Annotated in this window: 17 protein-coding genes; 5 read left to right on the forward strand and 12 right to left on the reverse strand. The window is 56.1% G+C overall.

Annotated elements, in window-relative coordinates; all coding sequences use genetic code 11:
* Window positions 1–55 precede the first annotated feature (55 nt).
* From QQM41_RS01550 to QQM41_RS01575, 6 genes are all read right to left on the reverse strand, one after another.
* Entirely contained in the window at window positions 56–1666 is a 1611-nt protein-coding gene (locus tag QQM41_RS01550; protein WP_050819557.1) for an efflux transporter outer membrane subunit, read from the reverse strand.
* A complete protein-coding gene (locus QQM41_RS01555; protein WP_050819556.1) occupies window positions 1663–3015 on the reverse strand; it encodes an efflux RND transporter periplasmic adaptor subunit in 1353 nt (450 codons plus the stop codon). The genes QQM41_RS01550 and QQM41_RS01555 overlap by 4 nt, the downstream gene beginning before the upstream one ends.
* Window positions 3012–6185, reverse strand: coding sequence for an efflux RND transporter permease subunit (locus QQM41_RS01560; protein WP_339077530.1), 3174 nt, complete (start codon window positions 6183–6185; stop codon window positions 3012–3014). The genes QQM41_RS01555 and QQM41_RS01560 overlap by 4 nt, the downstream gene beginning before the upstream one ends.
* A 97-nt stretch (window positions 6186–6282) precedes the next feature.
* Window positions 6283–7674 carry an ATP-binding protein gene (locus tag QQM41_RS01565; RefSeq protein WP_080986773.1) on the reverse strand — a complete coding sequence of 464 codons (1392 nt, stop codon included), beginning with the start codon at window positions 7672–7674 and terminating at the stop codon, window positions 6283–6285.
* Window positions 7661–8392 (reverse strand): response regulator transcription factor, encoded by a 732-nt coding sequence (locus QQM41_RS01570; protein ID WP_019090033.1) that lies wholly within the window; start codon window positions 8390–8392, stop codon window positions 7661–7663. The genes QQM41_RS01565 and QQM41_RS01570 overlap by 14 nt, the downstream gene beginning before the upstream one ends.
* Before the next feature lie 3 nt (window positions 8393–8395).
* Window positions 8396–9667, reverse strand: a complete 1272-nt coding sequence (locus QQM41_RS01575) for a DNA recombination protein RmuC (protein ID WP_050819553.1) — start codon at window positions 9665–9667, stop codon at window positions 8396–8398.
* A gap of 236 nt (window positions 9668–9903) precedes the next feature.
* On the opposite strand from QQM41_RS01575, the gene QQM41_RS01580 reads away from it, so the two are divergent.
* Both QQM41_RS01580 and QQM41_RS01585 read left to right on the forward strand, forming a co-directional pair.
* Complete coding sequence (locus QQM41_RS01580) at window positions 9904–11172, forward strand: MFS transporter (RefSeq protein WP_087651402.1); 1269 nt, start codon at window positions 9904–9906, stop codon at window positions 11170–11172.
* 199 nt (window positions 11173–11371) lie between these two features.
* A complete protein-coding gene (locus tag QQM41_RS01585) occupies window positions 11372–11770 on the forward strand; it encodes a hypothetical protein (RefSeq protein WP_050819551.1) in 399 nt (132 codons plus the stop codon).
* A 39-nt stretch (window positions 11771–11809) separates the two neighbouring features.
* Here the strand turns inward: QQM41_RS01585 and bcp are convergent, their stop codons facing one another.
* Window positions 11810–12298 carry a thioredoxin-dependent thiol peroxidase gene (gene bcp, locus QQM41_RS01590; RefSeq protein ID WP_339077531.1) on the reverse strand — a complete coding sequence of 163 codons (489 nt, stop codon included), beginning with the start codon at window positions 12296–12298 and terminating at the stop codon, window positions 11810–11812.
* Between the two features lie 80 nt (window positions 12299–12378).
* Complete coding sequence (locus QQM41_RS01595) at window positions 12379–15456, reverse strand: bifunctional [glutamine synthetase] adenylyltransferase/[glutamine synthetase]-adenylyl-L-tyrosine phosphorylase (protein WP_339077532.1); 3078 nt, start codon at window positions 15454–15456, stop codon at window positions 12379–12381.
* A 116-nt stretch (window positions 15457–15572) separates the two neighbouring features.
* Between QQM41_RS01595 and QQM41_RS01600 the strand changes: the two genes are divergently transcribed.
* Complete coding sequence (locus QQM41_RS01600) at window positions 15573–18758, forward strand: AsmA-like C-terminal region-containing protein (protein ID WP_339078135.1); 3186 nt, start codon at window positions 15573–15575, stop codon at window positions 18756–18758.
* Between the two features lie 29 nt (window positions 18759–18787).
* On the opposite strand, the gene QQM41_RS01605 is transcribed toward QQM41_RS01600, so the two are convergent.
* The 4 genes from QQM41_RS01605 to aat form a co-directional block, all read right to left on the reverse strand.
* On the reverse strand, window positions 18788–19339 hold the full coding sequence (locus QQM41_RS01605) for a hypothetical protein (RefSeq protein WP_339077533.1): 552 nt from the start codon (window positions 19337–19339) through the stop codon (window positions 18788–18790).
* A 46-nt stretch (window positions 19340–19385) separates the two neighbouring features.
* Window positions 19386–20015, reverse strand: coding sequence for a hypothetical protein (locus QQM41_RS01610; RefSeq protein ID WP_050819546.1), 630 nt, complete (start codon window positions 20013–20015; stop codon window positions 19386–19388).
* A gap of 1 nt (window position 20016) precedes the next feature.
* Window positions 20017–20832 (reverse strand): hypothetical protein, encoded by an 816-nt coding sequence (locus tag QQM41_RS01615; RefSeq protein WP_339077534.1) that lies wholly within the window; start codon window positions 20830–20832, stop codon window positions 20017–20019.
* A gap of 93 nt (window positions 20833–20925) precedes the next feature.
* On the reverse strand, window positions 20926–21567 hold the full coding sequence (gene aat, locus QQM41_RS01620; RefSeq protein WP_339077535.1) for a leucyl/phenylalanyl-tRNA--protein transferase: 642 nt from the start codon (window positions 21565–21567) through the stop codon (window positions 20926–20928).
* Window positions 21568–21744: 177 nt separating this feature from the next.
* On the opposite strand from aat, the gene QQM41_RS01625 reads away from it, so the two are divergent.
* Both QQM41_RS01625 and QQM41_RS01630 read left to right on the forward strand, forming a co-directional pair.
* Entirely contained in the window at window positions 21745–22719 is a 975-nt protein-coding gene (locus tag QQM41_RS01625) for a D-glycerate dehydrogenase (RefSeq protein ID WP_339077536.1), read from the forward strand.
* 15 nt (window positions 22720–22734) lie between these two features.
* Window positions 22735–22911: a hypothetical protein gene (locus QQM41_RS01630; protein ID WP_196332539.1), complete on the forward strand. Its 177-nt coding sequence runs from the start codon at window positions 22735–22737 to the stop codon at window positions 22909–22911.
* Window positions 22912–22954 lie beyond the last annotated feature (43 nt).

The following is a 22954-nucleotide window of genomic DNA, read 5'->3' on the forward strand; positions in this document are numbered from 1 at the left end:
ACCACGCACAGGGCGCAGACAAGAATCTCCCGCGTTCCGATCAGAAGTGCCGCGCTTACCGGGGCGCTGGCCGTGTGTCAAGTGGTTGTGTGTTTTTCATGCCGCCCGTCAGATCATTGGAAACCGGATCTGTCTGGGTGCTAATGCCGCCCAGTGGCGCTGCATGGCGCAGGTTTTCATACTGTAAGGGCTTGAAAGGCATGATGGTTTCCTCACCATGCGGCAACTGGCTGCGAGACCACCCGCCCCCAAGGGCCCGCACAAGTTGCACACGTGCATCCACTTGCCGGGTTTGCGCCTGCACCAATGAAATGCGCGCGTTCAGTGCCGCCACCTGCGCCACCACAACATCCAGATAATTGGTAAGCCCGCCGGTATATAGTGCCATTGTCATACCCTGCGTGCGCAAGGCGGCATCTACGGCGTTGCTTTCCTGCTTTACCTGCGTTTTCAAACGATTGGTGCGCGTGAGGTTGTCTTCCACTTCCTGAAAGGCATCCAGCACCGTGGCACGGTAAAGATCTTCCGTTTGCCGATAGCCCGACCACGTGCGCTGCAATTCTGCACGCCGCAAGCCACCCTGAAATAACGGCAGCACAGCTTGCGCCCCAAACTGGTACATAGCGTTGTACAATGAGGCCAGATCGAACCCGTTATCCATAAAGCCTGTCATGGCGTTAAACGTAACGTGCGGATAAAACGCCGCGCGGGAAACACCAATGGCCCTATTAGCCTGAGCCATCCGCCGTTCTGCCGCGGCAATATCTGGCCGACGTTCCAGCAAGGTAGAGGGCAGCGCCACGGGTGGTTCTTTATCCGCAAATGTCAGCTTGGTAACCGGCGCGATATGGAACGAGGCCGGAGCCTGATTGACCAGCACGGCAATGGCATGTTCCATCACATCACGCTGGGTGCGAATATCTGTTTCCTGCGCCTGTGTTGTGTAAAGCTGGGCTTCTGCGCGGGAGACATCCATGCCCGGCGCAATAGCTCCGGCCAGACGCATGCGCGTAACCTGCACGGCTGTTTGGTAATACCGGATGGAATCCTTGTACACCGCATCCTGCGCATCCAACCCGCGCAGAATAACGTAATCCGATGCCAGTTCGGCCTGTAGGCTCAAGCGCGCCGAGGCGTAATTTGCGGCGTTTTCCTGCACGCCCTGCTTGGCCATACGAATACGGTTACGGATGGCAGACCAGAAATCCGGCTCCCACGTAGCCGTGGCTGAATACTGCTCGGACGACATATACATCGGCCCGGTTGCCCCAGCCCCACGCCAAAGCCTGTGTTGCGAGCCTTTATATTTTTCCCCGCTCGCAGCCCCGTTTAACTGCGGATAGAGGTGGGATTTGGCCTCCGCCGCCATATCGCGCGATTGCATGAACGCCTCAGCCTGCGCCTGCAAATCCGGGTTCAGGCGCATGGCCTGATCTTCCAACTGGTTCAGCACCGGGTCACCCAGCATTGTCCACCAATCTGGGCGAATGGCATCATCCGATGGATGCGCGGGCTTCATCACCCCCTGCCCGCTCCAGTTATCGGGCAGCACAAATTGCGCAGGCTTGTAACGCGGGGCCATATCACACCCAGCCAAGGCTGATGTGGCCACCCCCACCAACAAAATATGCGTAACGTGACGCGGCAGAATGTTTCCCTTCCTCATGGGCGGGCCCCGGCTTCAGATGCATCCGCACTGTCATCGGGCATCGCGCGGGTATCATCGCCTTCCTCCTGTTCGGAGGATTTTGTGGGGGAAACTGGCTTTTGGGGTTCCTGCTTTTTGGCCGCAGGCGGTGTGCTGGGCATGTTATAGCCGGGAGTGCCTTTAACAATGCGCACCTCCTGCCCATCCAGCAGACCAGCAGATGGGTTGTTAATAACCCGATCCGTTTTTTTCACACCGCGCAGAATCTGCACCGTTGTGCCGAAATTGGTGCCCAGCGTGACACTAACAAGATGCACGTGGTTGGTATCGTCCACCAGCGCAACCTGTGTGCCTTCTGCCCTGAACACAATGGCGCCCAGCGGCAGAATCAGCTCATCCGTATCACCGGGGGCATGGAACGTGGCTGTGGCGTAGGAATTGGGCCAAAGCTCTCCTGATTTATTATCCAGTGTCAGTTCTGTGGTGACGGTACGGGTAGAGGCATTAAAGGCCGAAGCCGTGGCCAAAAAATGTGCCCGGAATGTGCGTTCAGGATATTGCGGGATACTTAAATCTGCCTCCAGCCGAGGGGAGATAATATCTGCATAATCCTGCGGCACGGCCACAAACACACGCATGGCATGCACGTCTGCCACACTAAACAGTTCAGTGGCATTACCGTGGGCATCTACATCGCCTCGTCCGGCGTTGACGTAATCCCCCACATCCGCTAGGCGCGATGTAACGACACCATCAAACGGCGCAACAATCTTTTTGAACGCCTCCAATGCAGCATAACGTTCCACATCATGCTGGGCAGCTTCCACCTCGGCCTTCTGGGCTTCGGCATTAGCGGCCTGCACGTCCACTTCCTGCTGAGAAACAGCTTGCGTGCCCTGCAGGGCCTTCCAGCGTTTTGCTGTAATCTGGGCTAGCTTGTACCGCGCCAGCGCCACATTCAGGTTGGCTTTGGCAGCGGCAAACTGAGCATCCAGCCCCGGCGTATCAATTTCGGCCAGCACATCGCCCGCCTTCACCTTGGCGCCAAAATCTTTGTACCACATTTTCACATAGCCAGAGACCTGCGCATAAATGGGCGCCTGATACCATGCGGCTATATTGGCTGGCAGGGAAAGCGTGCGTTCATCTGGCCCCGGCTGGGGAAAGATAACCTGCACAGATGGAATGGCGTTATGTGCCGTTTCGTGCGCCAGATTAACATACTGCGTGTGGCGCTGAACAATACCCACCACTGCCAGCAGGATAGCAACCCCGCCAACAGCCACAAACCCGATCTTGCGTTTACGTGTGCTGCCAGCCGGCGTGGGAGATTGAGGCCCTGAAGCGTCTGGATGCTCTTGGGTCATGCGGCAGCTTCCTCTTGTTCGGTTTCATGCGGTTTTTTACGTGTGTGCAGCATGGCAAATACGCAGGGCACGAACAGCAGCGTGGCAACAGTTGCCACCATCAGGCCGCCCATAACCGCCTTACCCAAGGGTGCGTTTTGCGAATTACTTAAAGACATGGGCAACATGCCAATAATCATGGCGGAGGCTGTCATCAGCACGGGGCGAATACGCTCAAACCCGGCTTCCAGCGCAGCCTTAATGGCATCACCGTGCTCTTCCAGCCGTTCACGCGCAAAGGCCACCACCAAAATGGCGTTGGCCGTGGCCGTGCCCATGCACATAATGGCCCCTGTAAGTGCTGGCACAGAAAGCGTGGTGTGCGTCAGAAACAGGCTCCATGAAATACCAGCCAGCGCACCCGGCAATGCGGTGATGATAATGAACGGGTCCAACCAAGACTGAAAGTTCACCACAATCAGCAGGTAAACCAGCAGCACGGACATGGCCAAGCCACCCAGCAACTGCACATAGGCACTGTTCATGGTGACAGCCTGCCCCAGCACGCTGAGGGAGGAACCATGCGGCAGATTTCCCTGAGCCTCATCTACAATACGCGCCACCTCGCGCGAGACGGTGCCAAGGTCTATCCCTTCGTTCGTGGCATAAATATCAAACACCGGCATGATGTTGTAATGCGCCACCTCCGCCGGGGTGCCGATCTGGTCGATCTTGCTCAGCCCACCCAGAATCTGCGGGTCTTGGCCAGATGGATTGCCATCCCCTTTATCAACAGGCGTGATTTCCAGATCATTCATGGTCTGGAGGAAAGGGGCTGGCGTTTGAATATCGATCAGATGCGAGACACCTGTTTTTGTATCCAGCCAATACACCTGCCCGACCTGAGAACTGCCGGACAGAGAAACCAGCGCGTTATTGGCCACATCGGATTCTGTAATGCCGGTGCCCAACGCATAGGTGCGGCGGGTGTTCACCATCAGGGTTGGCGTTGTCATGGGCTGTTGCACAAACACGTCTGTCAGGCCCGTAACATGGCGCAGGCGTTCTGCCAGACGGTTTGCAAAACGGAAGTTTTCCGACAGGTTGCGCCCAACCACCTGCACATCAATAGGAGATGGCAGACCGAAGTTCAGGATTTTGGCTGTCAGATCCCCCGGCAGGAAGGAGAACTGCGTGCCGGGAAACTTCATGTTGAGGTTATGACGCAAAAGCCGCCGATATTCCGCCACAGGCGATGCCGGATTTTTAAGCGAAACCGTAATATCGCAATCCTGCGTGCCCACGGTTGGCGTTGGAATATAAGCCTGATTCAGCGGGCTGAATGGTAGGCCGCAGTTATCAACCAGCCCTTCCACCTGCCCCGGCAGTGTGCGTTCGATCTCATCATTCACCAACTGAGAAATCTTGCCGGATTCCTCCAGCCTTGTGCCAATAGGCGCACGCATATGCAGGGCAATGGCATCGGAGTTTACTTCGGGGAAGAAATCCTGTCCCACAAAGAACAGCAGCCCCAGAGAGCCAAGCGAGCACAGCACAAACACCGGCACAAAAGTGCCACGTGTTGCCACCAGATGCGAAAGCAGTTCGTGATAGCGATGCCGGAACTGCTCAAACTTGTGCTCAAACCCACGCTGAAAGCGGCCAAAAATGGTTTTGGGTTCCTGCGGGCCATGTGCATGGGCCGCCACCTGTGCCGCCAGCATGTATTTGGCCATGGTGGGCACCAGTGTTCGGGACAGAATGAAAGAGGCGATCATGGCAAAAATGATGGCTTCTGCCATTGGCATGAACAGCCAGCCTGCAACGCCCGTCAGCTGGAACAGCGGCATCCACACAATACAAATGCACATGGTGGACACAAAGGTGGGAATAACAATCTGGTTGGCGGCATCAATAATGGCCGTTTCCAGATCCTTCTCCATCTCAAGGTGTGCATCGATATTTTCGATCATCACCGTGGCATCATCCACCAAAATACCCACGGCCAGCGCCAGGCCACCCAGTGTCATGACGTTGATGGTCTGCCCGGCCCAGCCCAGCCCGATAACAGAGCACAGCATGGCCAGCGGAATGGAGGTGGCAATAATAACGGTGGAACGCCAGGAGCCCAGAAACAGCAGCACCACAAGCCCGGTCAGGCAGGCGGCTGTCAGCATTTCGCGCACCACGTCCTGCACGGATTCCTTCACGAAGGTGGAGGCATCATTCAGGATCTTGATGCTCACACCTTCGGGCAGGGTTTTTACAATGCCCGGCAGCAGCTTTTTAACCCCCGCCACAACATCCAGCGTAGAGGCATCACCGCTTTTCATAATAACGATCAGAACACCCTGCTGCCCTTTAACCAGCACAAGGTTGGTTTGTGGCGGCCCACCTGCATGCACCCATGCCACATCCTGCAAGCGCACCACGGCATCCCCCACCTGTTTGATGGGGATCATGTTCAGCTCTTCCATGTTTTTGGGAGAGGCGTTGGTCTGAACCATCCAGTCAAACGGGCCAATGCGCTGGTCACCCGCTGGCAGCACAATGTTCTGGCTGTTCAGCGCGCGCGAGACATCTACCGGAGAAAGCCGGTGCGCCAGCAGTTTAACCGGGTCCAGATCCACCATGATATTGCCCGGCTGCCCCCCGTAAGGGTTGGGAATGGCAGCCCCCGCCACAGAAACAAGCGCCGGGCGGATAAGGTTGGAGGACATGTCGTAAATCTGTGAGGCCGTCATGGAGGTGGAAGACACCTGCAACGTCACAACCGGCACAGAGGACGCGTTATAAGCCAGCACCAGCGGCGGCGTAGAGCCTGTAGGCATCTGCTTGATAACTGTCTGCGATACCGAGGTAATCTGGGTTTGCGCCACAGATGTATCCGTACCGGGCTGGAAGTAGATCTTCACAATCCCGCGGCCGTAATACGACTGGCTCTCGATATGCTCGATATTATTTACGGTCGCGGTCAGGGCGCGCTCGTAATAATACACCACGCGGCCAGACATATCCTCGGGCATCAGGCCCGTATACGTCCACACCACCGCCACAACAGGAATACGAATGCTGGGGAATACGTCTGTAGGCGTGTTGAAGATCCCCCTGATTCCGAACACCAGAATCAGGATGGAAAGCACCACAAACGTATACGGCTTTTTAAGCGCGGTAACGACAATTTCGTTCATGCGCTCCAACCTTGCACGGTTAGAGACGCTGCATTGCAGACAGGCAGATTTGGCATGGTTTTATCGTTACATACATATCTGCGGCCCGCCAACATCATTACGTGCAATCTTCAACCTTTTGTAAAAAAGCGGATGGAAAGGTAATTCTGAAACAGGTGCCAACACCCTGCGCCCCTGTTTCAATGGTAAGGTGGGCTTCGTGCAGATGCGCAATGGCACACACAAGGCTAAGCCCCAGCCCACTGCCCGGCACATGGCGGCTTTTGTCCGACCGATAAAAGCGTGAAAGCACAGCTTCTCTTTCTGTCGGGGCAATACCTACACCCGTATCCATAACAAACAGGGTTGCCGCCCCGTTGATACGCTGTGAACCCAAAACAATGCGCCCACCTTCTGGTGTGAATTTGATGGCGTTATCAACCAGATTGGCCAAAAGCTCGATCAACAAGTGCCGGTCTCCCCATACAAAGCAGGGGGCTTCACCCTCCTTTGCAACCAGCACTTTATCTTCCATTTCAGCTATGGGTTCATACAAATCAAATACGTCTGCCACCAGATCGGCTAAAAGAACCTGCCCAAAGCCCGCTTTTCTGCGGCTATTCTCTATTTCTGCAATGCGCAATAATGCAGTGATAATACCCAGACACTGGTCCAGATCATCCACTGCGCGCCCTACCGCAGCCTCTAACGCCACCGGGTCTGTGCCTGCAGAAAGGGCGCGCTCCAATCTGGCACGCACGCGGGAAAGAGGTGTGCGCAAATCATGCGCAATATCGTTTCCCACCTCCCGCATATCGTCCATCAGCCGCTCCAGCCGGTCCAACATGCGGTTCACACTGCCTGCCAGGCGCTCCAGATCATCCCGTTCCTTGGCGGCGGGCAGACGTTCATGGATATCACCGGCCATAATGCGGTCTATGGCTTCGTGCATTTCCTTTACGCGGGAAAGTGCGCGGTGGCTGAGCACAATTCCCAGAAACAGCGCGAACACAAAAGTGGGAATAGCCGCCACCAACATGGTGTGGCGCAGCATGAGCTTTTGTTCGGAAAGCAGATGGAAACTGCGCCCCAACACCAAAATGGTGCCATCTGGCAGTGTTTCTGCCAGCACACGCAAGGGGTACGAATCCCCTTCTTCGGGGTAGATTTCTACGTTATGGGGCTTGCCATCAGCCTTCAGCCCCTTTGGCCATGTGCGCAGATCCCCAGCAATAAGGGCATGGCCAGAATCAAACAGCCCGGCACTGTTAATGATAAGCCGCAGATCATCCGTGGCGCGGCGGCGAATCACATATTCCAGATGTTCGGGAGACATCTGGGCCAACAGTTCGGCCTCACCTTTCAGCAACTCGGTGGAACGGCGAGATTCCACAGCCTCAAGCTGCGCGTAAACCAAGCCAAACTGCATGACCATCACCCCCGCCATGGCGGCCAGCGCCATAAGGGTGATACGGAAGGTAGCTGTGCGAAAAAGCTCAGTCAGGAACACGCAGCCGGAATCCCGTTCCGCGAATACTCTCGATCAACGGTTCCTCTCCCGGCCCATCAATTTTCCGCCGCAGCTTGCCGATATGCACATCCACCAGATTGGTGCGCGGAATAAACCGATACTGCCACACATCTTCCAGCAACATGGACCGTGTGAGCACCTGCCCCGGCCTGCGCATAAGGTATTCAAGCAAACGGAATTCACGCGGCAGCAGTTCAATTTCCCGCCCATCGCGCCAGACACGGCGTTCTATCAGGTCCATATCAATTGGGCCCAGATGCAGCTTGGTGCTGCGCGTATCATCCGGCCGGCGCAACAGGGCCTCTATACGGGCCACCAGCTCTTCTATGGCAAAAGGCTTGGTAAGATAATCATCTCCCCCCGCCTTAAGGCCGGTTACCCGATCATCCACCGCAGAAAGGGCAGAAAGCACCAGAACAGGCAGGCGTATGCCCTGCTGGCGCATGGTTTCTATAACGCTCAAACCATCCAGACCGGGCAAAAGACGATCTACCACCATAACATCGGCCTCTAGCCGCAAGGCGGCTTCCAGCCCGGCATCTCCTGTGGCTTCATGCAGCACCTTAAAACCGCGGGCTGTCAGTTCAGCTGCAATTTCTTCGGCTATGGTGCCATCATCTTCTACCAGAAGCACCGTTTTCCCATTGGGTGAGAAAAAATCGGCATCTTCCTTGAGCATATCTGCTGTTCCATTCATCTGTTACCCTGATGCCGTCCCATTTGAATCAACACCAGTAAATTCAATTTCAGACTCTTCCGTTCCGGCAGCATTGTCTTCCGGTTCATCCAGTTCACGCAACTTGCGGCTGACTGAACGTGTACGCCTGCGGGCTTCCTCGATAGAAAAGGACATGGCCTGTGCATTGCGCGCCAGTTTATCCAGCACGCCATCCATCTTGATCATTTCCTGCCGCGTGGCCCCCAGCAGGCGCGCTATGGTTTCTGTCCGCTCTTCCAGCGCAAGTGTAACGTACCCCAAATGGATCGTGCGCAACATGGCTGGCATAAGGGCAGGCCCCATAACCATAACCCGAAACTGCCGCCCCAGATCATCAATAAGCCCCGGCATACGTGCCACTTCTGTATATAACCCATCTGTGGGCAGATATAGTACCGCAAACTCCACCGTTTTAGGCGGGTGAATATATTTGCTGGAAATCTTGCGCGCCTCTAGCCGCATGGTGTTTTCCAGAGATTTGCGGGCGGCCTTTTCTGCTGCTGTATCGCCTTCATCTGCAGCATTTAACAACCGCTCATAGGCTTCTGTGGGAAACTTGCTATCTACTGGCAACAAGGGCGGCGTGCTGGATTTAACCGGCATGCGGATGGCAAATTCCACCACGTCATTCCCGTTACCAATCCGCACATTGCTTTCATACGTACCGGGCGGCAGCACATCATCCAGAATGGCGCGTAGCTGGGCTTCCCCCCAGCCGCCACGGGTTTTGACATTGCTGAACAGGCGTTTGAGGTCTCCTATCTGGCCTGTCATGGCCCTTACCTCACCCATGGCCTTCTGCATGGCAGAAAACTGCTCCAGCACACGCTGGAACGATGTTTGCATCTGCTGCTCTACCGCTTCGTGCAACTGTTCCGTAACGGCACGGCGGATAGAGGCAAGCTGCTGGGCAGATGTATCTGCCAGATTACGCAGGGCTTCAGCCTGTGCAGCGCGGGCTTCGGCCTGTTCTCGGCCCAGCCCTCCGGCCAGCGCGCCAAGCTGTTCCGCCAACTCCGTGCGCATGCGTTCAATGCGCCCACCCATGGCGCGTTCCATTTCCACCATGCTGTTGCGCTGGGCCGCAATATCAGAACGCGCAGTTGCGGCCTCCCGCTCTACCAGAACATACAGCCGCGCCAGCAGGTCTGCATCCGTGCCACCACCGGATTTAGGGCGTAGCAAAATGGTAAGGCCCGCCCCAAGCAACAGGGCGCACACAGCAACACTCAAAAGAACAATTATGGAACTCATGCCTCGTTTTGTCTTATGTCCGCAGCAAGAGCAAGCGCCAGAAACGCATAGATTGCCCACCAGAACAGCTTTATCGCGGCACCGTAATGACAATTGACCACAGGCAGTGGTATGACCTGCCCCTTCGCCTGCCCTGCGTGCAGAACATGCGCTGCGTGGCAGGCCATTCAAAACATGTCATTCAGGTGGCGGGTTTAAATAACACCGTGCCTTTTCCAGACAGGAGAACAATAAGAGTGAACACGGCACAGCGCATTCGCGGCATTGTGGCAGGTTCCGCAGGTAACCTGCTGGAATATTTTGATTGGTATGTTTATTCCTCTTTCACCATTTACTTTGCACATGCCTTTTTCCCGCACGGAAACCCTACCGTAGAGCTGTTAAATGCAGCCGCAGTATTTGCTGTGGGTTTTTTCATGCGCCCTGTGGGCGGGTGGCTTTTGGGCATGGCGGCGGATCGATATGGCCGCCGCAGCGCGCTCACCATTTCCGTGCTCACCATGTGTTTGGGGTCCTTGGCCATTGCCGTGTGCCCAACTTATGACCAGATCGGCCTTGCAGCCCCGCTGCTGCTGTTAATTGCGCGCCTGCTGCAAGGCCTGAGCCTTGGTGGCGAATACGGGGCATCTGCCACCTATCTGGCAGAAGTGGCTACACCGGAACATCGCGGATTCTGGTCTGGCTTTTTGTATGTCACACTGGTTATGGGCCAGCTTTTAGCGCTTGTTCTACTACTGCTCATGCAATACGTGCTTCTGACACCACAGCAGATTGCAAGCTGGGGCTGGCGCGTGCCATTTCTGATAGGTGCCTTGGGCGCTGTGCTGGTGTTCTGGCTGCGCCGCCAGATGACAGAAAGCGACAGCTTTAAAAGCGCACACACGGAAGAAGAAAAAGGCGGTATTCGCGTTCTTCTGCACCATTGGCGGGCCGTGCTGACAGTATGCGGCCTAACACTTGGGGGCACCGTAGCGTTTTATACCTACACCATTTACATGCAGAAATATCTGGCCAACACGCTGGGCTTTCCCAAGGAAACGGCAACCCTTATTTCTACCGCCAGTCTAGTTGTTTTTGCCGCCATGCAACCTGTTTTTGGCGCCATTTCCGATAAGATTGGCCGCAAGCCGCTGCTGTTGTTTTTTGGCTTTGGCGCCACTTTTGGCACCATTCCGCTACTGCATGTGCTCGCCACTGCTTCATCCCCATGGGTGGCGTTTGGCCTGATTGTTACGGCACTGTTTATTGCGTCTGGCTACACATCCATTAACGCCATTGTTAAGGCAGAACTGTTTCCAACCCGTATTCGCGCTTTAGGGGTGGCTCTGCCTTATGCCCTTACGGTTTCCATTTTTGGGGGCACCACGGAATATATTGCACTATGGTGCAAGCAGATCGGCCATGAAAGCTGGTTTGCCGGTTATGTTTCCATTTGCGCAGCGGTTACCCTGTTTACGGTTTTACGCCTGAAACTGGCAGACCGCATTACCACCCCAGCCCACTAAAACCTTGCACACGGCATACTGCTTACGTTGAATATGCAGTATGCCGATTATGAGCACTCCAAGTACGTGCCTTGGGGTTTCATAAAATAAGCATACAAAATAACGCCGCGGATACGCCTTTAATTTGCCATAAGACGCGCCATTATTTGAGATGAGACAAAGAACGCAGGTGTAATCCTGTTTCAAGGAGGCTCATTTCATGCGCCAGATAACCAAACTTCTGATGGCCCTGCCCGTTATTGCCGGTCTTGGCTTGGCAAGCGTGCCCGCGGCGCAGGCGCAACCCGGCCCACATATGATGGGCGGCCCCGGTTGGGGCGGTGGCCCGCGTGGCGGACCGGGTGGCCCCGGTTGGGGTGGCCCCAGAGGCGGCTATTATCATCATCGTGGCCCCGGTGGTGGTGCTATTGCCGGGGCTCTTATTGGCGGATTGGCCGTAGGGGCCTTGGCAGGCGCCACAATGGCTGGCGGGCCACCTGTAGCTTACGCACCGCCTCCACCACCTCCGCCGCCAGCTTACGTGGTACCCGCCGTACCTGTTATGCCCGGCCCGGGTTATGGCTATTACGGCCCCCGTGGATATTACCAGACATGGTAATCTGCCAGCCGGGCACAGCTGAAGCCTGAAACCAAAAAATCAGGCGCTGCCCGCCAATGCGCGGGCAGCTTCCAGCACGGCTTCAACATGGCCTGGCACTTTCACCTTGGGCCAGATATGTGCAATTTTACCATCCGTCCCAATCAGGAAAGTTGTGCGCTCAATACCCATATACTGGCGGCCATAATTGGTTTTTTCCACCCACACGCCGTAGGCCTCTGTCACGCTGCCAGATTCATCTGATGCCAAGGGAAATGTCAGGTCATATTTGGCTGCAAAGGCATCCAGCTTTTTTACCGGATCGCGCGAAACGCCAATAACGGTCAGGCCGGCCTTATCAAAATCTTTCAGGGCCTCGTTAAATCCGCAGGCTTCCTTTGTGCATCCGGGTGTGTCTGCCTTGGGGTAGAAATACAGAACAAACGGCTTGCCCTTAAAATCTGCCAACGTCACCTTACGGCCACCACTTGCTTCCATATCAAATGCCGGAGCAGCATCCCCTACCTTAAGCGTGTGTTTTTCCGTCATGCTTAGTTTCCTTCTTTTAAAATTTCTTACGCCAGATTGAACGTGCAGGATCAGCAAGCTGTTCCGGCTCCAAGCCCGGCTTATTCCACCGGGCCAACTAGCCGGGCAAAAACAGCATGCACATCACGCGCCAGAATGTTTGCCTTTTCAATCAGATCCGGCAGGGTTTCCAGTTTCATGGCTTTCAGCAGCACGTTTAACGATGCCGGGGCCAGATCTCGCTCCAGATCAACAGGCGGCGTTGCCCCACACAGCAGCCGCAACACAGCCTGAAGCTGACGCCAGAACAACTCGGCCTGCTTTAAGAACTGGGCATCTTCAGCACTCAGCAATCCTGCCTTTTCCAGCCGCCCCAACGCCAAACGCGTGCTTACATCCCGCACAGCACTATTTACGCCAATCAGCTGATAAATCTGGGCAATAAACTCCACATCTATCAGCCCACCCAGCCGCCGTTTTACATCCCACACAGAAGATGCTGGCAGGTCTCGCGCCAAACGTGCGCGCATGGCGCAGGCATCTTTCAGCAGTGTTGCGCGAGATGCTGGCTGGGCGCGCAAACGGCCATCCAGAATGGCCTCCAGATCTTGCCGTAAAACACGCTTCAATTCTGCTGGAGCCGCTACAATACGCGCACGGGTGAGAGCCATACACTCCCATGTCCATGCGGATTCTGTGTGGTAACGCAAAAAAGCGGGGCGTGAGACAGCAACCGGCCCCGCTGCGCCGGAGGGACGCAACCGCATATCCACCGCGTATAAGGGCCCTTCTGGCCCCGGAGCTGTCAGCGCGGCAATAAAGGCATGGGCAAGCCGCGTGTAATACTGCGCCACCCCTACAGACCGTGGGGCAGAAAATAGCGGGCGCTCTGCTTTTGTATCGGCCTGCGGCACCTCGCTGGCCTGCACATCTTCGGGGTGATCAAACACCATCAGCAAATCAAGGTCCGACCGCGGCATCATCTCGCGCGAGCCAGCTTTACCGAGTGCCACAATGGCCATGCCACCACCCGGAACATGCCCGTAGCGACGCGTGTGCTCGACCTCCACCGCGTGTTTCACAATGGTGATAATGGTATCTGCCAGCACCGTGCGCTGCTTTTCGGCCTCGTTTTCCGTCATGCGGCCTTCCAGCAAGGCAACGGAAAGGCGGAATTCCTCACCACGCAAAAGCGGGCGCAGAGCTGTTACCAGCTCTTCAACATCTGCCATTTCCTCCGCCAGATGCTGAAGGCGCGCCACAACCGTGCGCCCTTCCTCTGGCTCGGATTCCAACAACCCTTCCAGCGCAGAAGGCTTGTCTGCCAGATAATCTGCCAGAAAAACCGAGGCATCAAAGATATTGGCAATACGGTCCACCAACGCCGGATTGCGTTCAAACAGGGAAAGAAGCTGCACCCCGGCGTGTTGCCGCGCCAGCAAGGCATCAAACCGGCGTAAACAGGCCAGCGGATTGCTGCGTGCGCCAAAACTGGCCAGCAATGTTGGCAACAACACACGCAACAACGCATGTGCACGCTCAGACCGCAGGGCCCGCAAGCCATTACCGCGCCAACGGGTGAGCACCTGTGTGGCTTCCTCCACCTGTTCGGGCGGGAAGCCGTGCTTTTGCAACAGTTCTGCCGTTTGCCCATCTTCCGGGCCGGGCACCAGCACACTGCCTTCCACTTCTTCCGGCTGGGCGGAACGCAACACAAAATGGCGTTCAAAAATACGCCGTGCCTCACGCATACGGGGCAACATATCCAGCGCCAGAACTTCGGCGTCTGGATAATTCATGAAGATGGCAAAAGCCTCAAACCCTTCCCGCGTCTCTGGCAGGCTGTGGGTTTGGTGGTCGGCCCGCATTTGCAAGCGGTGCTCTGCATCGCGCAAAAAGCGATAGGTGCGGGCCAGAACCTCGGCTTCTTCCCGTGGCAGACGGCCTGAACCTACAAGTTTTTTAAGTGCGCCAAAGGTGGTTTTATCCCGCAATGCAGGCTCGCGCCCACCCCAGACAAGCTGCATGGCCTGCGCGATAAATTCAATTTCACGAATACCACCCTGCCCCAGCTTGAGGTTATGGCCCAGCAGCCATTCTATGCTGGCGGAAGGATCTGCCAGCACGGCATCCGGCAGGGTGCTTAAATCTGTGCGGCCCGCCTTACGGTAACGGTCAATCCGGGCCTTCATGTCATGCAGATCATCAATCAGTGCAAAATCCAGATGTCTGCGCCAGATGAATGGCCGAATAGCCGCCAGAAAACGCCGCCCCAGCGTAAGATCCCCCGCCACGGGGCGCGCTTTTGTCATGGCCGCGCGCTCCCACGTTTGGCCAAGGCTTTCATAATACAGGGTAGCCGCCTGCACGGTTACAGCCGGAGGGGTGGAGGATGGATCGGGCCGTAATCTTAAATCTGTGCGAAAAACGTATCCATTGGCATCTCGTGCTTCCATCAGGCTGACAAGATCGCTAGTCATACGCACGAACACACGCCGCACTGTGTCCGACTGAGGGTACGCTGTGGGATCATACAGCACCATCAGGTCTATATCGGATGAAAAATTCAGCTCCCGCGCGCCCAGCTTGCCCATGGCCAGAATTACAAAGCCGCAGCCCTGCGCGGGCTGTTCCGGGTTTGGTAAAGCCAGTTGCCCAGCCTGAAAGGCACACCACAGCAAATGCCTGACAGCCAGATCCAGCGCGGTATCAGCCAAACGGCTAAGGGCATGCGTAACTTCTTCCAAAGACCAGAAGCCGCCCAGATCCGCCACAGCGCAAATAAAAGCTATGCGTTTTTTTGTATGCCGCAAAAAAGCAGCGACACACTCTCGCCCCGATGTTGTGTCAAACTCCGCGCATGTTGCAAACGCATCCTGCACACAAATGTCGGGCCCCTGTTCCAGCAGGGCTGCAAAGGCCAGAACATCTTCACGCGCCAGATCAGCCAGATACGGGCTGTTGCCCCCAAGGCAGGCCAGCAGTTCGCGCGCGCCAGGCTGTATCATGACGGATTCTGCAATGCCCGCTTCCTGCGCCAGAGCCAGCATATCCTGCGTAAACAGTTCGGCCGCACGTTTATCTGCCGGGGCGGGCCAGTCTGCATCTGGCCACATGCGGGAACCATGCCCTCTAGGTTGCCTTACGTCTCGAAAAAGGGAATGGTCTGCCTGCGTCATGATCTGGCCCGTGCTGTGAACAATAAAGGCTTGCTGCGTTGACTTCCAACGGTCAAGACACCACGCGCCCACGGCGCACAAAAACCCGGCGATTTCTGGTCTATGGTGCCTATGCCATGGTTGGGCTGCCGCTTGTGGGTACAGCCTTGCTGTTTGCGCGCATGGCGCTGGGGCCAGTAAATGTTACGCCGCTGGTGCGCCCCTTTTTGCCTGTTACCGTTATTTCTGGCGGCAAAAAGCAGCCTCCTGTTGCCACATTGGGGCTTAGCCGCGCTTATCTGGAATGGAACGGTATGCGCGATGGCCTTACATCTCCGCTCATGCTTGTTCTGCAGGATATTGCGGTTAAAGGGCCGGACCGCACAGTTGTTGATACCGTGCATGAGGCCCACGTCACGCTGGATACACTGGCCTTGGTGCACGGCGGCATTGCCCTGCGCGCAGTGGAATTGGAAGGCGTAAACCTTGCCCTCCGCCGCGGCAAAAACGGGGCTGTGGGGTTTGATTTTGATACCCCGCCTTCTGCTGGGGGAAGTGATAGCGGAAGCGTAGATACCGCTGGGCTGGACCGTGCCGTTATCTCCCACGCCATTGTACGCATGAATGACCAGCTGACTGGCACGCACTGGGTGGCCTCTCCGCTGGATGCCACGCTGCATATGGCCTCTGCCCAAGGCAAAAAGGGCCTGACAGGTGCCGTGCAATTTGCCGTAACGGGGGAAGAAAACCCTGATTGCCACATAGAGGTAAAAGCTAACAGCCTGCCAGATTCAGATGGCAAGGGCATTACGTGGCATCTGGCAACCAATGCCGTTAAGCCTTCCAGCTTTTCCCATATCTCGCATGATCTGCAACACATCAGAACGCCTATAGCGGTTACGTCTGATGTCAATTTCCTGCCTGCGCCGGGTTCGGATTGGCTGATGCCGGGAGCAATGGACCTGCATGCAGATGCACAAAGCGGCAAGGTAACCGCCGCCGGGGCGCGTTACTTTTTAAACGGTGGTTCTGCCAATCTTACCCTACGGCTGGACCATCTTAAGGATGGCAGCACACCTGCGCATATTATTGTCCATAACATTACCGCAAACCTGCGCAATCCAGACCTTCCCGAAGATGAATCCAGAGGGCTTAATCTGGCCGTATCCGGGCAAGTGGATGCCACGGACCTGGTAAACCCCACCACCGTTTCCGGGCAGGTTACTGCCGATATTCCGCAGGTGTACTTTCCTGATCTGGTTTATTACTGGCCAGACAAGGCGGCCAAAGGCGGCAAAAAGTGGGTAACCAAAAACATTACAGATGGTGTGGCCTATAACCTGCACACCGTTGTTTCCCTATCCAGCAAAACGGGCTGGAATGGTGTGGATGTCAGCAACATTGCTGGCGGGCTGGATGCCAAGGGGCTGACCATCCACTGGCTGCGGCCCATTTCTCCGCTTCGGGGTATGGACGCCCATATGGACGTGGATGGGCTGGACAAGCTGAGCATCAAGTTTAACCACGGCTATCAGCTTGTTGACCGTGCTGGCAAAAATGTGGGCCAGAATGGCATGGGCCGCATTGCCGCAGGCCCCGGCAGCATGGACATTGTGGGCCTAACCAAAAAAGACCAGACCGGCATTATCAACACGCAGCTGGATGGCAAGTTGCAGGATGTTATGGCCCTTCTGGCCGAACCACGCCTGCATCTGCTTGCCCGCCACCCGCTGGATATTCGTAACCCGCGTGGGCGCGCCAAACTTCAGCTCATGCTCAGCCTGCCCTTGAAGGACGATGTCAGCATTGATGACATGGAAATTAAGGGCCATGCCGATATTACACAGGCATCACTTGATAATGTGGTGGCTGGGCGTGGTGTCAGACGTGCTGATATCAAGCTGGATGCCACGGCAGATGGCCTTTCCCTTGCCGGGCATGGCGTATTAGGTGGCCTGCCCTCCAATATCTCCTATTCAACAGATTTCCGGCAGGTGCCGCCCACCGGGCTGTTGGAACAGGCGCATCTGACATCCCGCATCACGCCGCAAACCGCAACAGCCGCTGGTTTTGCAACGGGAGACCACTTTGATGGTTCGGCTGATGCTGTGGTGGATTATCGCCAGTATGGAGATCACCACGGGCTGGTGGATATCAACCTCAACCTCAAGAACTCCCAAATCCGTATTCCACTGTGGCACAAGGCACCGGGCCGTGCAGCGCAGGCCAATGCCACGCTGGGGCTAAAGAATGGCCAGATTGTTGCGGTAGATCGTATTCTGGCCACTGGGCCGGATCTGGATGTGCGCGGCAAGGCCCGCCTGCGCCCCAACCATGCACCCCAACTGATTATCTCTTCCTTCCGCGTAGCCAATTCCACCGGCCACGCCATGTTGGAACTGCCGCAAAAAGGTGTAACGGGCTCGGTCATTCATGTTGGCGTATATGCAGACATGCTGGACCTTTCCCCCTTGGTGACGGGTGATCCATCAGACCCCAAACCCGCACAGCCCGCCAGCACTGGCTACCATGTGCCAGAAGCTGCAACAGGCAAACTGCACGGCCCACCGGGAACAGCATGGGCGATTGACCTGACGGCCAACACACTGCGCTACAACCCGGAAAAGCCCTCCTTAAAAGCTGTTAAAGCCTATTTTGAGGATAACGGTCAGCGGCTGGAAAAAATGTACTTTGCCATGCACGGGCCAACCCCCGTTAGCATGACACTTACGCCCAAGGGTGCGGGGCGAGACCTGCGCGTTTCTATCCCGGACATGGGCGCATTTTTGTCTGACTTTAACATTCTGCCAGATATTGAAGGTGGCCATGCCGTTCTTAGCGGATCTTTTGATGATACGGAGGCCTCTGCCCCGTTTAATGGCCGCATAACCGTTACGCCATTTGTGCTCAAAAAAGCCCCAACGGCCTTGCGTATGGCACGGAATATTTCGTTTTACGGTTGGCTGGCAGCGCACAAGACATCAGAATTCATGGTGACACACCTTGTGCTGCCCGTAACATTCAAAGATGGCGTGCTGAATATTCACGATGGCAGAACCGGCAACAATGCGCTGGGCGCAACGCTTGAAGGCGATGTAAATCTGGATAAGAACAGCATAGATTTACGCGGCACTGTGGTGCCTATTTTTGCCATTAACAAACTACCCGGAAAGCTGCCGGGCATTGGCTGGATGTTCAGCCCGGAAAAAGATGGCGGGCTTGTTGCCGTAACGTTTGGCGTGGCTGGGCAGATGAACAATCCCTCCCTGCACGTAAACCCCTATTCCATCTTCCTGCCCGGAGCGCTGCGCCGGATTTTTTAACCCGGTGGCAGCCCCTTTAGAAGGCTGCGTTATTTATCATCAATAGCGGGGTCTTCTCCATCCGCATTGGGGGGAAGATCAGCCGCCCCTTCCATCAGGGATACGGCATCTGTCAGCGGGCTGTGCACTGTAGCGGTAATGCCCCCTGCCCGCACGATATCGCGAAAAGATGTGCCTTCATCATCAAACGCGGTATCCAGACCATTGCCGCTGACTTCCCCCACAGCATGAAACACCACGCCAGATTGCGGTTGCACGGGGGAAACCAGCCAGCGCCGCGTGTGCGAGATAACGGAGGAGGCATCTGCATCCATACATGGCTGCATATGGGTAAGGGTTACGGTTTCGGTGGTAACCAGCGCCTCATTTTCTTTCCCACCTTTGCGGCCACCGGCTTTGGTTTGTGCTGTAAACACGGTGCCGGATGCCACCACCTGCATGGCTTGTGGGGGCTGCGCAATATCTGCGCGCAAACATACGGAAACCGTGCCGGAACTTCCATCATCCGCCAGCGCAAACACAGGCAGGCTTACCCCAGCTAAAAACAGATAAAAAAGTGCAAAGCTGGGGCGGATTTTCATGGCGACGTTCTCTTTTTCCGTTTTCTGCCGCCCGAAACATCAAACCTTATGGGTGTGCAGGGGCTTCCCGCTTCAGCCCGGACGGAATGGCAAACACGCTATCTGGCTGGGTGGCTCGGCTTACACTCAGCGCGCGCACCGTAACCTGCCCCTGCTGTGCAACCTGCAAAAGCAGGCCGTCTGGCGTATAGCATGCATCTGTTGGGTGCCCATCGGCATCCGTTGTGCGCCATAATGTGCACTGTTCACCCGCCACAACGGAATTCCCCAATCGTGCATAGGTGCCAGCCGCTGCGGGCTGCCCTGGGGGTGTAATCTGCTGTGGGCCAGGCACAGGCATCACGCTGGCGCGCTTGCGTGCGGTATCCACCACCGTAAGAGTGTGATCTGTCCATGATGTAATCATGAACACATCAGAATTCTGCGGGTCCAACCGCTGGCGTAGGGAACTGACCTGCCAGCGCATACGCTGCTGGGTATGGGCATCACCTTGAGCGGAATTGAGCTCATACAACACATCTGCATCAACAGATGGCGTTACCACTGGTGCATCCGCCGGGGCTATCTGTGTTGGCTCTGGTGTTTGGGGCTGTATCTGGGCGTGGGCGACTGTGCCGGACGCAGCAGTTGCCAACAGCACAAACCCCACACCTGCAAACAAGCGTTTTGCAACCATCTTACGGAGTTCCTTCCGTGCCATTTGTAGCTGGGGCAGATATCATCGGCCCTACGCCAGAGGGTGCTGCAGGGTGTGCTGGTGCAGCACCTGCCGAACCTCCATTGTTCTTGTTACCACTATGCGGGTTAACTTCCTGAAAGCCTGCAGGTGGCTGAAACACGCTGTCTGGCACAGGCTCGTAAGATACCTTCATGGCGCGGATACGGCCATTCAACCCATCCACATCAATACCGGTTTGGGAAAGAATAAAACCATCATCCGTGACGCAGGCCGTGGCCTGCCCTTGGGCAGATTGTGCCGCCCAGACAGTACAAGGTTGCCCGGCCACAACATCACTCCCCTTGCGCGTAAACTGCATGGACAGATCAAGCAAAAACGGGTTGCGAATGCCTTCCTGCTGCACAAGGCGAGTGTAGATGTGCCGGTCATTCAAAATCACCAGCACCTCCTGCGAGGCACGGTTGATAATCACGGCCCCGCGGCTTTCATCCCCTTCCATGCTTGTCATGTAGTTGATGCGCATAAGCCCACCATCACCAGAGAACATGACCTGCACATGGCGCGTTGGCACGGGGGTGTCCGGCTTGGCGCCGTTTTGCAAATCCTGCGCTGTGGGCTGGGGCTGAAAGCTGTAATCAATAATGGCATCACGCGCGGGCGTTAAACGCGGATGGTCCAGCGCAACCTGTGCCTGTGCCTGCTCGGAAAACACCGTGCCCACAACAGGCACAGCCGCCCCCAGAACACCCATCAGGCAAAAAAAACGCATACGACCATACAGGCGTGTGCTCATGATATCATCCATTCCAGTCATTCAAATTACGGGCCCGCGCGTGGCTATATACCTTGGGCGCAAGCAACATGCTGCAACACTAGGGCATGCCACGGGCCGGAATATGGCAGTTACTTACATGTTTCGGATTTCTGCTGCCAGCACATCAGGCGGAATATTCTCCTGCCAGCGCGGCTGCATGCTTACGGCCTTTTCCAGCATGGCTTTATAGTCGGCTGCCGGTATTTCCTCACCCCCAAAGCGGGCAAGGTGTTCGGTGCCAAATTGTGTATCCAGCACAACAAACCCGCACAGGCGCAAGCGTGCCACCAAATGCACCAAGGCGACTTTGGAGGCATCTGTTGTGCGGCTGAACATGCTTTCCCCAAAAAAAGCACCGCCAAGGGCTACGCCATACAGGCCGCCCACAAGTTCACCGTTCTGCCAGCATTCCACACTGTGGCTAAAACCCATGTCATGCAAGGCACAGAACAGGCGGTAGATCTCACTATTTATCCATGTGGTTTCTCGCCCCGGTGCAGGGGCTGCGCAAGCGCGCATAATGGCAGGAAAATCCCGATCCACACACACGTCAAACTGGCCAGACAACACGGTGCGGCGCAAACGGCGCGGGAGATGAAAACCATCCAGCGGCAAAATACCGCGCGGGTCCGGGTCATACCACCGCAGGGTAGTATCCGCTGCATCAGATGCCATAGGGAACAACCCCGCCGCATATGCACCCAGCATGATCTGGGGGGTAAGTTCCTGTGTCATCCGCTGCGTGCTCCCTTCCTGCAACCCATCATCCCGTACGGCAAGGCAACCTCTGGCTTTGCATGCCGTTATGGAGTGTCATAGCCCATATGTTGTCTGCCCCCGCTTGATGCCACCCCGCATTGGGCACAAACTTGCGCCAGACAACCACCGACTCACCAGCCTACGGAGTTGCCTGTGAGCACAGAAGCACCTCGCCTTATCCGCTCCATCCGCCTGTTAGATGCTGCGGAAGATCGTATTAAAGCAGAATTTACAGCCCCGCCCCCGCCAGAAAGAAGCCTGAAAACACCGGCCCTTCTGGAATTAGCCAAAGAATTTCAGCCTTTTGCTGTTGTGGTTACCAATAATGCCCCGCTTAAAGGCAAGGATGTGGAAGCGCTGCCAGACTGCGTAAAACTGGTTTCTACCGTAAGCGTTGGGCTGGACCATCTGGACCTTCCCGCCCTGCATGAACGCGGCATTGCAGTTTCCAACACCCCAAATGTGCTGACAGACTGTAATGCTGATTTAAGCATGATGCTGATTCTGGCCGCCTGCCGTAGGGCTGCCGAATATTATACGCTCATGAAAAACGGCTGGCATCATGGCCTTGGTATGGGCGGCATGTTGGGCCACCGTGTTACCGGCAAGCGCCTGGGCATTGTGGGCATGGGCCGCATTGGGCAGGCTGTGGCAAAGCGCGCGCGCGGCTTTGACATGACCATTCTCTACCACAACCGCAGCCGCCTTTCTGCCGCGGAAGAAGCCGGCGCCACCTATTTTGAAAAGCTGGAAGACATGCTGCCCCATTGCGATGTGCTCACCCTGCACATGCCGGGCTCACCTTCCGCGCCTCCTCTCATGAACAGCCAGACATTTTCTCTGCTGCCCAAGGGCAGTGTGTTTGTAAATGCGGCGCGCGGCTCCTTGGTAGATGAAGATGCGCTGATAGAGGCTTTGGAATCTGGGCATCTGTTTGGGGCCGGGCTGGATGTTTACCGGCAGGAACCAAACCCCAACCCACGGCTGACAGCGCTGCCCAATATCTTCATGACACCACATGCAGGCAGCGCCACCATAGAAACACGCACCGCCATGTGCATGCTGGCGCTAGACAATGTGGAAGCTCTGGCAAAAGGCTTGCCCATGCCTTCCCCCGTTACGCCGTAAGGAGCCGCTTTTGCCATGAACATGCGTCTGTCTTGCCTAATTGGCATTGCGGTGTGCTTTGCCGTCATCTTTTGGGCACCGCATTACCATCTGGCGGCCGAGGTTATTGGCATCACCCTGCTTGGGTTTGCCATTCTCACCACGTTTTTGGAGGGCGAACCGCCCCGCAAGGTGCAGAAAAAATCCGCCTGACCAGCAAAAAGGCCAGCCCATAAAGGTGCTGGCCTTTTTTGCA

The sequence above is a fragment of the Acetobacter sp. AC2005 genome (genome assembly GCF_037901235.1).
Taxonomy (GTDB): domain Bacteria; phylum Pseudomonadota; class Alphaproteobacteria; order Acetobacterales; family Acetobacteraceae; genus Acetobacter; species Acetobacter oryzoeni.